Source organism: Halomonas sp. CnH100-B (assembly GCF_024124605.1).
Lineage (GTDB): Bacteria > Pseudomonadota > Gammaproteobacteria > Pseudomonadales > Halomonadaceae > Vreelandella.
The window spans coordinates 167560-182036 of the sequence record NZ_JAMXRX010000002.1 but is presented as its reverse complement, the minus strand read 5'-3'; the positions used below and the strand labels follow the sequence as shown (position 1 = coordinate 182036).

Below are 14477 nucleotides of genomic sequence, written 5' to 3'. Positions count from 1 at the left end.
CCGTTGCCGAAGCGGTTTTACGATAGCGTTTTCCTAATGACCTAACGGCTGGTCGTCCCACTGTGGAGCAAAATCGGGATTTGCAATACGCTCATGGCGATCCAGTTCAGCAATCTGCGCCATTTCTGACTCGCTCAGGGTCAGTTTGAAGGCATCGATGTTGCTTTGAATGTTACGCGCCTTAGTGGACGACGGAATGGTCAGGTAGCCCAGTTGATGGATCCACGCCAAGGTCACTTGCGCCGGGTTGGCCCCATGTGCATCCGCAATGCGCTGCAGCGCAGGCTCATCGAGCACTTTGCCAACAGCGAGCGGCATAAAGGCCGTCACTTTGATGCCGAGCTTTTCGCAGTGCTGCACTAAGCGGCGATTTTGCAGGAACGGGTGAACCTCAATCTGGTTCGTAAAGATCTCACCTTCGCCTAAGATATCCACCGCTTCATCGAGCTGTGCAATGGTAAAATTCGACACGCCGATATGGTGCGCTTTGCCCGCCTGCTTCACTTCTTTCAAGGCGGTTAAGTAGTCTGCCATGGGCACCGCATCGTTCGGCGACGGCCAGTGGATAAGCAGCAGGTCTACATAGTCGGTGCCCAGCTTTTCCAGGCTTTCATCGACGCTGGCCTTCAGCGCGGCGGGTTCGAGCTTGTCGAACCACACTTTCGTGGTCAGAAAAATCTCTTCACGGGGAACACCGCTAGAGGCAATCGCTTTGCCAACGCCCGCTTCGTTATCGTAAAACTGAGCGGTATCGATATGGCGGTAACCTGCCTCCAGGGCCGCGTGTATGCTCTTCGTTAACGTATCGCCTTCCAAACGAAAAGTACCAAAACCGGGGTTCGGAGCGTCGTTGTGCATCCCTTCTCTCCTTTGCTTCATTTGATAGCGTGTTAATGAATATGGGGAGAGCACTCTGGGACTTCAACCCTGGCTTTTAACATTTTTTCGTAAAAAAACGACATCCGCCATCAGGCCTGCTGGCAAGGCAGCACTTTTGCGCCCGTCGCAGCTGGGCTATGGGCCACCATACTGACCACACTGCCCACCATGATGAGGCAGGGCGATGGCAGCGGTTGAGCGGCGAGGCGTTCGGGCATATCGGCCAACGTGCCTACCAGGGCCTGCTGCTCGGGCTGGCTGGCGTTGGCCACCAGCATGATAGGCCACGTATCGGGCAGGCCCGCTTGGCGCAGGCCGTGGCAAATGGCGGCCACTTTGGAGAGCCCCATGTAGAACACCAGGGTCTCATCTTGACGCGCCAGCGACGCCCAGTCCGGCATACCGCCTTCCCGGCATAGCTGCGCCGTAATAAAACGTACCTGCTGGGCGTGGCCGCGATCGGTGAGTGGTATCCCCATCCCCGCCGCTGCGGCGGAGGCGGCGGTAATACCCGGCACAATCTCGGCGGGCAGCCCGGCCTCGGCCAGAGCCGCTAGCTCTTCGCCCATGCGCCCAAACACGCCAGGATCGCCGCCCTTCAAGCGCACTACCGATTTGCCTGCCTGGGCCAGGGAGACGATCAGCTCACCAATCTCCGCCTGAGGCATGCTGTGATGGCCGCTGGCTTTACCAACATAGTAGCGCTCGGTGCCCGGAGGAATAAGCCCTAGCGCTTCGTCTCCAACAAGGCGGTCATACACCACTGCGTCTGCCTGCATCAGCAACCGTGCGGCTTTCAGCGTCAGCAGCTCCACATCGCCGCTGCCCGCGCCGACCAAATAGACGGTGCCTGGGTGGCACTCACCGCTTAACGGCAAGCGCAAGCGCGTGGCGGTATCGCGACTAAATGGCGCCCACGCCCGCTGACCCAAGCGCCACAGCGCTTCAGGCCACTTCTGTGTTAGCTGTTTGCTTAGCGCGCGCATGGGGCCGCTCCTCTTCAAGTATCGCTTTTAGTTCGGGTAGGCAGCTGCCGCACTGGGTGCCGCAGGCCAGTCGTGCGCCTAACGCTTCAACGCTGGTATCGCCCGCATGAATCGCTTTCACAATGCTGGCTTGGCCAACCTGGTGGCAGCTGCACACCACCGGTCCGGTATCCACGGCACCATCGTCGCACCCGGCCAGCAGGCGTCTACGGTGCTGTGTCTCCAGGGTAGCGTCCTTGAAGCGCGCTTCAAGCCAGGCAAGCCCGGGCAGTTCGTCGGGTGGTCCCACCATCAACCACCAGCGTAGCCGCCCGTTCACTACGCCCGCTGCGCGCAGCCTACCCGTTGCCGGGTCGTCACACCACAAAGAGACAGGCACGCCGCACCACGCCTCCACCTGCGCCAGCCAATCCTCGACCGGCTGGCTATCCGCTAGCTGCCAACGGATGCAGCTTGCCATCGGAATGCGCGCCCAGTAGTCGCTGCGACACCAGGGCGATGGTGGCGTATCCAATTCGTTGGCTAGCAGCAGCGTCGCCTGCCAAGCAACGGGGAGTTTGCCCACCGCCACCGCCCCTTGCTTGGCTTCCGGCTGCCCGGAGAGCGGGTCGGTATACCCTTGAATCAGTGCACCGCTGCGGCCCTGCTTGGTAAAGCAGTCGGTCCAGTGCATCGGCACGAACACTTCGCCTCGGCGCTGGGCGTTGGAAACCCGCACCCGCCCACGGTACTCCCCGGCGGCAGCGGTCAACGTCGCCAAGCTCTGATCCGTAACGCCTGCCTGAGCCGCATCGTCTGGGTGCAGCTCCATGAACGGTTCGGCGCGGTGGTTCATCAAACGCGGCGAACGGGCGGTACGCGTCATGGTGTGCCACTGATCCCGCACGCGACCGGTATTCAAGCGCAGCGGGTAGTCGTCGCTCAGCGGCTGCGCCGGTGGGCGCGGAGTAATCGGCAGCAGTTTGGCTCGGCCATTCGCCGTAGCAAACCGGCCATCTTCGAACAGCCTTGCCGTGCCGCGAGGAGCCTGCTGAGTCACGGGCCACTGGATCGGTGCGAGCGCATCATAAGCCGCTTGGCCCAGGCCTACCAGCCCTGAGATATCGAACAGCCGCTGGGTCTCGCCGCTATTCTCATAGCCAGAGAGGCGTGCGTGCTCATCGAAAATCTCCCACGGGTGGGTGTAATCGAAGGCTTCCCCCACGCCCAAGCGTTTTGCCACTTCACAGAGTATCCACCAGTCGTGCTTCGCTTCGCCAGGAGGAGGCAGCATCCCCCGCTGGCGGGAAATTCGCCGCTCTGAGTTGGTCACCGTGCCATCTTTCTCCGACCAACCCGACGCGGGCAGCACGATATCCGCAAAGGGCAGCAGGTCAGTATTGGCAACGCACTCCGAGACAATTACCAGCGGGCATTTTGCCAACGCCCGGCGCACTTTCTCCCCGTCCGGCATGCTTACCGCTGGATTGGTCGCCATCACCCACAGGGCGGTAATCTCGCCGCGCTCGATGGCATCAAAGAGTTCTACCGCCTTGTAACCTGGGGCGTCAGGCAGTGCCGGAGTTAAATGCTTTGTAGCCCAGAAGCGGCTAACTAACTCGCGAGCGCCCGGCGTGTGGTAATCCATATGCGCCGCCAGCTGATTGGCCAGCCCGCCCACTTCTCGCCCGCCCATGGCGTTGGGCTGGCCGGTGATCGAAAACGGCCCCGCCCCCGGCAGGCCGATTTTCCCGCCCGCTAGGTGGCAGTTGATGATCGCGTTGCACTTATCGGTACCGCTAGAGGATTGATTCACCCCCTGAGAGTAGAGCGTGACCACGTGGAGCTGGCTGGCAAACCAGTAATAGAAGGTTTCCAGGCGTTCAGGATCCACATCACATTCGCGAGCAACGGCTTCCACGCTGCCTGCACTCTGCTTGGCAGCGCCCAACGCGTCGTCTAACCCCTCGGTGTGGCGTTCTAAGTACACGGCATCCAATCGGTTATGGTCGTCCATCCACGCCAGCAGCCCGTTGAACAGGTACGCATCGCTACCCGGACGAATACCCAGGTAAAGATCGGCCATTTCACAGGTGTCGGTCACGCGGGGGTCGATCACCACGACCCGCATCAACGGGTTGCGCTCTTTGGCTATCTTCAAACGCTGATAGAGCACCGGATGATTCCAGGCAAGGTTAGACCCTACCAGCACTACCAGCTCCGCCTCTTCTAGGTCTTCATAGCTGCAAGGCACCGCATCGGCACCAAAGGCGCGCTTGTAGCCCGCCACGGCAGACGCCATGCAGAGACGCGAGTTGGTATCCAGGTGAGGAGTGCCCAAGAAGCCTTTAAACAGCTTGTTGGCAACGTAATAATCTTCGGTTAATAACTGGCCAGATAAATATGCCGCCACCGACTGCGGGCCATGGGCACTGCGCTGCGCCTGCAAGCGTTCGGCGGTGGTGGTGAGCGCCTGCTCCCAAGAAACCTCTTTGCCGTCCACGCGCGGCTTGAGCAACCTCCCCTGCTCGCCCAAGGTTTCGTGCAGCGCGGTGCCTTTTACGCACAGGCGGCCGTAATTAGCTGGGTGCTCGCGGTCTCCCTCGACGGCGATGAGCTGCTCGTTCTCCAGCGTGGCGGTAACGCCGCAGCCGACGCCGCAGTAGGGGCAGGTGGTTCGGGCGAGCCGATTGGCCTGTGGCATGGCAGTTTCCTCCGGCGTTAAAAAGCAAAAAGCGCCCAAGCCAGCCTCGAAAGAAGCCTGCCTGGACGCCGTTGTCTCAGGGGCACCGCTTACCGGGTGCCGTACTCATCAGTGATTTGCTGCAGTTGGTATTATTCGACGCAATTAGTCGTTGTGATCGTTATGGGCAAAGACCCTGCACTGAGCCGTTGTTGCTTGTTACCAGAATAACTGCAAACCCTGCGCCCACGCTGCGCTAAAACCACTAAAGCATTTAATAAACAATCACTTAAAAACACACTCTGCATTTCTACTACTCGCTAAAGGAATGTTCTTTGTCGAATAAGCGGTTGAAGAGAGTGCATTAACCGCCGCTTAAGCACCAAATTGGGGCAAGCCTAGCTAACCATGAGCGGCCTGCCGCCTCCTCAAAAACGCTTAATACGCTGATTAGGCTGAATTAAACCCACCGACGGCAAAAGCTGGCGGGCTTTTTGCTCACCATAAGATAAGACAGTTCGGCAGCCAACGGCGGTTGCTGTGCGTTATCAACGACGCCAACGGGCAACGACGCCCCTGATACTCCCTTCTTGAAAGGGCTGTGTCAGGGGCGTTTTTTTATTTGCTGAACATTACGTTTCAACCACAGGAGCTACCTATGGAAACCGCTTCCCGGTGCTCACCGAACGAACACCTTGTCATTATCGGTAACGGCATGGCTTGCCACCGACTACTTGAAGCGCTGGTTAAACATTCGCAGCGCCCCCGCCGTATCACAGTGGTGGGTGAGGAGCCGGTACCTGCCTATAACCGCATTTTGCTCTCTCCTTTACTGGCGGGCGAACTGGCGCCTGAGGCGCTCACTCTGCAAGACGCCGCCTGGTACGCCGACAACGACATCACGCTGATGCTTGGCGACCGCGTGACCACCATCGACCGCGAACGCCGCCTGCTTATCACGCACCGGGGAGACACCTTAAGCTATGAACGATTAGTGATAGCCACTGGCTCGCGCCCCACGCTGCCAGCGGTGCCTGGTATCACGCTTGACGGTGTTCATACGTTTCGTGACCTGCGCGATGCCGACGCCTTAGAAGCTATTGCTCAGCAAGGCGTCAACGCCGTGGTGATTGGCGGCGGCTTACTTGGATTGGAAGCCGCTGAAGGGCTGCGCAAACGCGGCGGTAGCGCGCTCACCGTCAGCGTTCTGCAGCGCAGCGGGCGGTTGATGAATCGCCAGCTAGACACCACCGCCGCCCAATTGCTGGAAGCCACGCTGCGCGAGCGCGGTATCACTATTGAAACCGGCGCATCGCTTGCTGCCTTGGAGGATAACGGCCAAGGGCAGGTGCAGTCGGTCACACTGAGCGATGGCCGGAAGCTAGCTGCCGACAGCGTGATTGTGGCGGCGGGTATTACCCCCAATGCGGAACTAGGCCAGCAAAGCGGGCTTATGTTTGACCGCGCCATTGTGGTGGATGGGCACCTCACCACCTCAGACGACCACATTTATGCGCTGGGCGAATGCTGCCAGTTCGAGCAGCACACTTACGGGCTGGTGGAACCCATTTGGCGGCAGGTGGAGGTGCTTGCTGCCGTGCTGTGTGGTGAAACGCCAGCGGCGTATCAAGAAGCCCCCACGGCCACCAAACTCAAGGTCAGCGGTGTCAGCCTGTTTGCCTTTGGCCCCACCGAGGCCGCCGCCAAGCACGAAGAGCTTCGTTACCAAGACCCGGAAACCGGCGACTACTGCCGCCTGCTGCTCCATCAAGGCCGCCTCATCGGCGCGGTGCTGTATGGCGATACCCGCCACGGCCCCTGGTATTTCGAGCAGGCGCTGGCCGCGACCGACTTAACCGCGTGCCGCCACCTGTTGCTGTTTGGCGCAACCGATGCCCAAACAGCGCTCGACAACCATTTCGATAACCCTCTCGACACCCTGTCATCCCCTTTATCTCTCACCCGTGAGGCGGCTTAGCTATGGTGAATCACACAATGTCTACTCCAACCACGTCTTCCAACAAGCAAAAGCTGATCATTGTCGGCAACGGCATGGTCGGCCACCATTTTGCCGAGCAGCTCGTGGAAAGCGGCGCGCTGGCGGGGTTTGAGGTGACGATGTTTGGCGAAGAGCGCCACCGCGCCTATGATCGCGTGCACTTATCCGAGTACTTTAGCGGCCGCGATGCGGAGTCACTGGCGCTGTGCGACGCCGATTACTACCACACCCACGGCATTCAACTACGCAGCGGCGAAGCGGTCACCGCGATTGACCGCGAACAGCAACTGGTGGTGACCGAACAAGGCCACTACGCCTATGACCAGCTCGTGCTGGCCACCGGCTCCTTTCCCTTTGTGCCGCCCATTCCCGGCAACGACAGCGAAGGCTGCTTGGTTTACCGTACGTTGGATGACTTGGATGCCATTCAGGCAGCGGCCAAAAACGCCACCAACGGCGTGGTGGTCGGTGGTGGTCTGCTCGGTTTGGAAGCCGCCAACGCGCTGCGCGGACTGAACCTGGACACCGCCGTGGTGGAGTTCGCCCCGCGCCTGATGCCCATGCAGGTAGATAGCGAAGGCGGCGAGCTGCTGAAAGAGAAAATCGAAGCTCTGGGCGTTCAGGTACTCACCGAGCGGGCCACACAGCGTATTGAACCCGGCGACAACAGCCGCCTGCGGATGGTCTTCCAAGACGACAAAGTGCTGGAAACCGACCTGATCGTCTTTTCCGCCGGTATTCGCCCCCAGGATACGCTCGCCCGGGAGTGCGGCTTGACCATTGGCGAGCGCGGCGGCGTGGTGATCGATGACCAGTGCCGCACCAACGACCCGAATATCCTCGCCATCGGCGAGGTAGCGCTGTGGAATCAGAGTATCTTCGGCCTCGTGGCACCTGGCTACCAAATGGCCAAAACGGCCGTCGCCACGCTGACGGGGGGCGATATTTGTTTTAGCGGCGCCGATATGAGCACCAAACTAAAACTGCTGGGCGTGGATGTCGGCTCAATTGGCGATGCCCACGGCAACCAACACCCTGGCGCCCGGATGTTCCGCTACCTCGACCCGCTCACCCAGGTCTACCGCAAACTGGTCGTCACCAGCGACGGTAAGAAGCTGCTGGGGGCCATGCTGTTGGGCGATAACAGTGTGTATGACACGCTGTTGCAGTACTACGCCAACGGCATCGAGCTGCCTAAGGAACCCGCATCGCTCATTCTGCCCCAACAAAGCGGTGCTGCCCCGGCGCTGGGTCCGGATGCCCTGCCGGAAACGGCGATGATCTGCTCCTGTCACAACGTGACGAAAGGCAGCATCTGCAGTGCCATCGACGCGGGCGCGGCTGACCTTGGCAGCGTTAAAGGCGCCACCAAAGCCAGCACCGGCTGCGGCGGCTGCGCGGCGCTGCTCAAAAGCGTGGTGGATCACGAATTGGAGGCCCGCGGCGTCGAAGTGGATAAATCGATCTGCGAGCACTTCGCCCATACCCGCCAAGGGCTTTACGACATCGTACGTGTCGAAGGCATCAAGACATTCAGCGAGCTAATGGAGAAGCACGGCAATGCCGAGACGCATCGCCTCGGCTGTGATATCTGCAAACCGGCGGTGGCCTCGATTCTCGCCTCCTGCTTCAACGAACCGATTACCGATGCCGCCCACGTGCCGCTGCAGGACACCAACGACACCTTCATGGCCAATATGCAGAAAAACGGCACCTACTCGGTAGTGCCGCGCATTGCGGGCGGTGAAATCACTCCCGATAAGCTGGTGGTGCTAGGGCAAGTAGCCCAGAAGTACCAGCTCTACACCAAGATTACCGGTGGCCAGCGCATTGACCTGTTCGGCGCACGGCTAGAAGACCTGCCGGCCATTTGGGGCGAACTGATCGACGCAGGCTTTGAGACCGGCCACGCCTACGGCAAGTCGCTGCGCACGGTGAAATCCTGTGTGGGCAGCACCTGGTGCCGCTACGGCGTGCAGGACAGCGTGGGCATGGCGATTCAGCTTGAGAACCGTTACAAGGGCCTGCGCGCACCGCACAAGATCAAGTTTGGCGTTTCCGGCTGTACCCGGGAGTGCGCCGAAGCGCAGAGCAAAGACATTGGCATTATCGCCACCGAAAACGGCTGGAACCTCTACGTGTGCGGCAACGGCGGTATGCGCCCCCGCCATGCGGAACTCTTCGCCACCGATTTAGATGACGAGCAGCTCTACCGCACCATCGACCGCTTTTTGATGTTCTACGTACGCACCGCTGACCGCTTGCAGCGCACCTCGGTATGGCGGGAAAACTTGGAGGGCGGCCTGGACTACCTGAAAGAGGTGATTCTGGAAGACAGCCTGGGTATCAGCGATGAGCTGGAGCGCCAAATGCAGCACGTGGTGGATAGCTACCAGTGCGAGTGGGCCAACGCCATCAGCGACCCGGAAAAGCTAAAGCGTTTTAGAAGCTTCGTGAACGATGCACGGCCCGACCCTTCCATCATCATGACTTCCGAGCGCGGCCAGCTACGCCCTGCTTAACCCAGTGACCAAAGAATCGAGGACGACCATGACCGCCACCGCACTTAAACCGACAAACCGCAACGACACTTGGCAGCCGCTCTGCACCAGAGCAGACCTCGTGGCCTTTTCCGGCGTTGCCGCATGGCTGAGCACACCGGAAGGCCCCGCCCAAGTGGCGCTGTTCTATTTGCCCGGCCACGCGCAAGAGCTCTATGCCCTGGATCACTTCGATCCTTTCTCGAAGGCCTATGTGATTGCCCGCGGCATCGTCGGCGATATCAAAGGCAGGCCCGTGGTGGCCTCTCCGATCTACAAGCAGCACTTCCGCCTGGAAGATGGCCAGTGTTTGGAGGAGGGTGAGGTACAGCTACGCACTTGGCGCGTCGCCTTCAAGGGCGATGAGGTGTGGGTGGAAGGCTAGCCGAACGATTACCTCTACAACGCCCCCCTACAACGCAAACAGCCGCGCCGCCTATCCAGGCGGCGCGGCTGTTTGAGAGTGACGCTACTTATTGATCCAAAAACCGAATCAGCGCCTGATTGAATGCCTCGGGGTGGGTGGCGTTAAGCCCATGCGGGCCACCCTCGATTACTTCTAGCGAAGCGTTGGGCAGCAGCTCAGCGGCGCGCTTGCCGCTCACTTCAAACGGAACAATGCCATCAGCATCCCCATGGAGAACCAGCGTCGGAATGTCGATCTTGGGTAAATCCTTGCGGAAGTCGGTGTAGCTAAACGCTTTGATGCAGTCGTAGGTCGCTTTGGGAGAGGCAAACGCCGCAATATCGCGATGATAGAGCCGATTCGGTTCGCTGATCAGGTCGCTCTTGTCATTGGCGGTAAAGAAGCTTTTGGTAAAGTCATCCAAGAACGCGATGCGGTCACCCTTCACGCCTTCCAGGAACTGGTGAATCGTGGCATCGTCTAGGCCGCCTTCCGGGTTATCGTCGGTTTTATACAGATACGGCGGCACCGCCGCTGCCAACACCGCTTTATTAACACGCTCAGTGCCGTAGCTCGACAAATAGCGTGCGACTTCGCCGCCGCCCATGGAGAAGCCCACCAGAGTCGCGTCGTTGAGATCCAGCGCGTCCAGCAGCTTTTTTAGGTCAGAGGCGAGGGTATCGTAGTCGTAACCGCCATCCGCTTGGGTCGAACGGCCAAAACCACGGCGGTCATAGGTCACCACCTTGTAGCCCGCCTCCACCAGCGCAGGCACCTGCTTTTCCCAAGAGCGGCCACTCAGCGGCCAACCGTGAATCAGAACGACCGGTTTTCCTGCCCCGTGAACCTCGTAATAAATCTCAACCGGTGTGCCCTGCTCCGTCCCTGCATTCAGAAATGGCATCGCATCAACCTCCTGGTTTGGCGTTTACGGAAAACGTCATTCAAGGCTAGTACAACGTGTTGTGAGCTGCCAAACCACGCCACGAGGCCGGGGAGTATTCAAACACCCAACAATCTTTAAGCTCCCCTTTCACCCGGGAGTAGAGAGACAATCGCTGTTGGGCTACAAACCCGCCTCTTGTCAGCACGCGCTGGGAGGCCATGTTGTCCACCGCAACCACCGCCGCCAACTGTGTGACGCCATACACGCAGCGGGCTTCCGTCAATAAGCGTTTTAGCGCGTGTTGTGCAATCCCCCGGCCGCCAGCGCTTCGCGCAATCCGATACCCCACCCGTGCCTGATCATCGACAATATTGCGTAAATTCGCGCGCCCCACGATGATGCCCCGCTCACGGATGATGAGTGGATTCATCTTGCGCTGTGCGTTGAGCGCTAAACAATCGATGATGTGCTTAGCCACCCCTTGCGGCGTGTAAAAGCACTCCGGCCTAGCCTCGATATGCTGCTCGAACCACGCACGCTCTGCGCGTTCGAAACGCAGAAGCTCAACGGCATCTTCGGGCGTTAGCAAATGAAAGGTGACGTCTTTGGCATGGCGCATCTCCACATCCCTCCTTGGGTGCAGTGCGGGGTTCACCCCTTAGCGGGGCATAAATCACTGACATTGCCTACCGTGATGTTGCTATGCTTGCCAGCCTCTTGATTCAGTAGGCATGGGAGCCATACGTTCGTGAAGACAGAATCCAGTACGTTAGCCTTTTCCGCCTTCATGGCGCTGCTCATTGGCTGTGCCGGTATCGTGGCCACCCTGGCCTCGAACTCCCAGGCCATCCTATTGGATGGCTTGTTCAATCTTATTTACTTTAGCGTAGCGCTGGTGACCATCAAGGTCAGCAAGCTTGCCAGCCGCCCGGATAGCGAGTCGTACCCTTTTGGCTACAGCTACTTCGAGTCGCTGGTTAATTTATGCAAAGGTTTGCTGATTTTGGGGGTATCGATCTTCGCACTGGTGGATGCTGTGGCGGCACTGCTTACCGGTGGGCGGGAAATTTCAGCAGGGCTTGCGGTGATTTATGCGCTGTTTGCGACCGCCGCCTGCTCGCTGACCGCCTGGGTCATGCATCGCAGCCAGCTCCATGTCAGTAGCCCCTTGGTCGCCGCCGACAAACTAAACTGGCTGGTCAACAGCGTGATTTCTGGGGCCGTACTAGCGGCTTTTTGCTTCGTGATGCTGTTTGAACGCCTCGGCTGGCAAGCTGTGTTGCCCTATGTGGATTCCGTATTGGTGATTGCGGTGGTGGTCCTTTGCCTGGGGGTGCCCGTGCGCATGGCGTCGCAAGCGTTAAGAGAGCTGCTCAACAAAACCCCGGAAGAAGCCGTCGCTGAACCAGTGCGCCAAGCCGTCGCCCGTGGCCTTGCCGATATCGACACCCTGGAAGTGCGCGTGCGTATGGTGCGCCCCGGCCGCCTGCTTTACGTTATCGTCCACGTGGTACTCCCCAAAGAGCTGCCCGAAGCGACCCTGGCGAACCAAGACGCGCTGCGTCAGCGCATCGATGAAGAAGTGCGCCGCTACTACTCGCCCGTGGTATGCGACGTGGTTTTCACCGCTGACAACCGCTGGGCAGCGCCCTCTTGTGGGCTGCTGGTGGAGAAGTCCGCTAGCTAACCCCTGACACGTAAAGAGCGGCTCGAAGGCCGCTCTTTACTCGCTTACCGGTCTACCGGTTTCTCTTCTTTTACCGGCCACACATCCTCATCCACCAACTCTGGATTTTTAAGTATGGCGGGATCGAACAGCGGCTCCTCGATGCCCTGGCGACGCTGGCGCTCGTAATCCTTCAACACCGAGACCGCAATCGGGGCCATCAAGAGAATGGCAAACAGGTTGGTGGTGGCCATTAGCCCCATGGCTAGGTCGGCAAAGTCCCAGACCACGCTGAGTTCGGCAACGGAACCTAGCAATACCATGGCGAGGATAATGACCTTAAACACACCGACCGCTTTTTTGGCGTGGCGGCGGAACAGGTACTCAATGTTCACTGACGAGAACGAAAAGTTCGCCAGAATGGAGGTAAAGGCAAAGAAAAGGATCGCGATGGCGATAAAGATCTCACCAAAGCCCCCCAGATGGTCCACCATGGCATCCTGGGTCAACTGGATCCCTTCGATGCTCTCCCCCGGCGACTCGGACAGCAGCCGCTCGTATACACCAGAGAGCAGAATCACCACCGCCGTGCAGCTACAAATCACGATGGTATCGACAAAGACCCCAAAGGATTGCACCAGCCCTTGGGCCGCTGGGTGCTTCACGGTGGCCTGTGCTGCCGCATTGGGGGTCGAGCCCATACCGGCTTCGTTAGAGAAAAGACCGCGCTTGATGCCGTTTTCCATGGCAGCCTTAATGGCGTAACCCGCCGCGCCACCGACCGCCGGGCCTAAGCCAAAGGCACTCATGACGATCAGTGACAGCATGTCGGGCACGGCGGAGAGGTTGGCAAACAGAATCCATAGCGCCACCAGCAGATAGGCAATCGCCATCACCGGCACGATCTTCTCGGCCGTACGTGCTACCGATTTCAGGCCGCCATAGATGACGACACCGGCCAGTGCCGCAATCACCACGCCGGTCACCCAGTTGGGAATGCCAAAGGCGCCGCTCATGCCTTGGGCAATGGTATTGGATTGCGCCGCATTGAACGCCAGCCCGTAGGCAATGATCAAGAACACCGCAAACAGCGACCCCAGCCAGCGCCAGCCCAGACAGCGCTCGATATAGAACGCAGGACCACCGCGAAAGACGCCATCTTCGTTGCGATGCTTATAGACCTGGGCCAGCGTCGATTCGATAAACGAGGTCGCAAACCCTACCAGGGCCGTCACCCACATCCAAAAAATCGCCCCTGGCCCGCCGATCCACAGCGCTAAAGCAACCCCCGCCAAATTACCGGTTCCGACCCGTGCAGCCATGGAGGTCGCGAATGCTTGAAAACCACTAATGCCATCCCCTGCCCCGCGGGCGGTAAAGGTCACGTGGGCCATGTGCCGAAACAGACGAAACTGCATCCCGCGCGTCATGATCGTGAATAGCAGGCCTGCACCCAGCAACAGGTACACCAGAATGTAGCTCCAGATAAAGTTGCTGACGGGCATCATAACGGCATAAAGGCCGTCACGAAGTGGCCCTAGCACCGTTTCTAATATTTCCATCGCCTATCACTCCCTGTGGTTGTATGAGCAACTGTTATCGTCACAGGTAGGAGTGTAGCTAGGTTATAGAGCAGCGCGTCATTTCAGCCCTTATTCGCCCACCGTGACTACCCAATCAGGTCGAAACAGCGGCGGCGAAAACTCCTCTGGATAACCGCCCGGATTGGCGATAACGCGCGTGCCGCTGTGCCGTGTATCTACCGGCTCGTGAACGTGGCCGTGAATCCACAAATCCATCTTGCCCATCAGCTGCGGGAGGTGGGAGGCAAAGGCGGGCGAGAGCGCGTCGCCTATGTACTGCTCGGGAATGCAACCGTGCAGTGGGGCATGATGGCTCACCACGACGCGGGGGCCATCGACAGGCTGTTGAAGCTCGCGACTCAACCACTCCAGCGCCTCACGGTGGATGTCTTGGCTGGCTTGGGGCGTGAATACTTGGCCGGGAGCCGTGGTAATGATGCGAAAATCGGGCATATAGCGCAGCGCTTTTGCTTCGGTCTCTAAGGGGTTGCGGGTGGGGTCGTCGGCATAGAGCGCAAAGTCCGTCCAGAGCGTCGTGCCGTAAAAGCGTACTCCGCCAATGGTCATGCTGCGATTATCCAGCAGTTCGATATCATACCGAGCGGCTTCTAGCGCTAACTCTTGGCGCAGCAGCGGCATGCAGGTGCCGTAGAACTCATGGTTGCCCGGCACGTAGAGAATCGGCAGGTCGGGAAACTGCTGCCGCGCCCATGCCAGCCCCTCTGCTCTGCGATGAATATCCCCTGCCAACACCACCACATCCGCCTCGGCAGGCGGCAGTTCGCGGTGTCCGTCAAAATGTTCTAAATGAAGATCGGATAAGACTCTTAAGCGCATAGAACGTCTCTCATGGTGCTTACATGGGCTTGA

Annotated in this window: 11 protein-coding genes; 4 read left to right on the top strand and 7 right to left on the bottom strand. The window is 59.2% G+C overall.

Translation table 11 applies throughout. The features are described 5' to 3' along the window. Nucleotides 1-33 precede the first annotated feature (33 nt). The 3 genes from dkgB to NH398_RS04355 form a co-directional block, all read right to left on the bottom strand. On the bottom strand, nt 34-858 hold the full coding sequence (dkgB, locus tag NH398_RS04365) for a 2,5-didehydrogluconate reductase DkgB (protein WP_159341344.1): 825 nt from the start codon (nt 856-858) through the stop codon (nt 34-36). A 110-nt stretch (nt 859-968) separates the two neighbouring features. Then, a complete protein-coding gene (cobA, locus tag NH398_RS04360; RefSeq protein ID WP_159341343.1) occupies nt 969-1865 on the bottom strand; it encodes a uroporphyrinogen-III C-methyltransferase in 897 nt (298 codons plus the stop codon). Then, a complete protein-coding gene (locus NH398_RS04355; RefSeq protein WP_253016804.1) occupies nt 1825-4548 on the bottom strand; it encodes a nitrate reductase in 2724 nt (907 codons plus the stop codon). The genes cobA and NH398_RS04355 overlap by 41 nt, the downstream gene beginning before the upstream one ends. A 637-nt stretch (nt 4549-5185) precedes the next feature. Between NH398_RS04355 and NH398_RS04350 the strand changes: the two genes are divergently transcribed. The 3 genes from NH398_RS04350 to nirD are packed head-to-tail and all read left to right on the top strand — an operon-like array spanning nt 5186 to nt 9451. Next, nucleotides 5186-6505 (top strand): FAD-dependent oxidoreductase, encoded by a 1320-nt coding sequence (locus NH398_RS04350; protein WP_253016802.1) that lies wholly within the window; start codon nt 5186-5188, stop codon nt 6503-6505. 17 nt (nt 6506-6522) lie between these two features. Further along, nucleotides 6523-9048 (top strand): nitrite reductase large subunit NirB, encoded by a 2526-nt coding sequence (gene nirB / locus NH398_RS04345; protein WP_253016800.1) that lies wholly within the window; start codon nt 6523-6525, stop codon nt 9046-9048. Nucleotides 9049-9076: 28 nt separating this feature from the next. Further along, complete coding sequence (nirD, locus tag NH398_RS04340) at nt 9077-9451, top strand: nitrite reductase small subunit NirD (RefSeq protein ID WP_253016798.1); 375 nt, start codon at nt 9077-9079, stop codon at nt 9449-9451. An 88-nt stretch (nt 9452-9539) separates the two neighbouring features. On the opposite strand, the gene NH398_RS04335 is transcribed toward nirD, so the two are convergent. Both NH398_RS04335 and NH398_RS04330 read right to left on the bottom strand, forming a co-directional pair. Further along, nucleotides 9540-10376, bottom strand: a complete 837-nt coding sequence (locus NH398_RS04335) for an alpha/beta hydrolase (protein ID WP_253016796.1) — start codon at nt 10374-10376, stop codon at nt 9540-9542. 46 nt (nt 10377-10422) lie between these two features. Then, the gene (locus NH398_RS04330; protein WP_253016794.1) at nt 10423-10977 is read right to left on the bottom strand and encodes a GNAT family N-acetyltransferase; all 555 of its coding nucleotides are present in this window, start codon (nt 10975-10977) and stop codon (nt 10423-10425) included. Between the two features lie 129 nt (nt 10978-11106). Here NH398_RS04330 and NH398_RS04325 point away from each other — a divergent pair, with 129 nt between their 5' ends. Continuing rightward, nucleotides 11107-12045: a cation diffusion facilitator family transporter gene (locus NH398_RS04325; protein ID WP_253016792.1), complete on the top strand. Its 939-nt coding sequence runs from the start codon at nt 11107-11109 to the stop codon at nt 12043-12045. A gap of 44 nt (nt 12046-12089) precedes the next feature. Here the strand turns inward: NH398_RS04325 and NH398_RS04320 are convergent, their stop codons facing one another. Continuing rightward, entirely contained in the window at nt 12090-13586 is a 1497-nt protein-coding gene (locus tag NH398_RS04320; protein WP_253016790.1) for an alanine/glycine:cation symporter family protein, read from the bottom strand. 90 nt (nt 13587-13676) lie between these two features. Beyond that, entirely contained in the window at nt 13677-14444 is a 768-nt protein-coding gene (locus tag NH398_RS04315) for a metallophosphoesterase (RefSeq protein ID WP_253016788.1), read from the bottom strand. Nucleotides 14445-14477 lie beyond the last annotated feature (33 nt).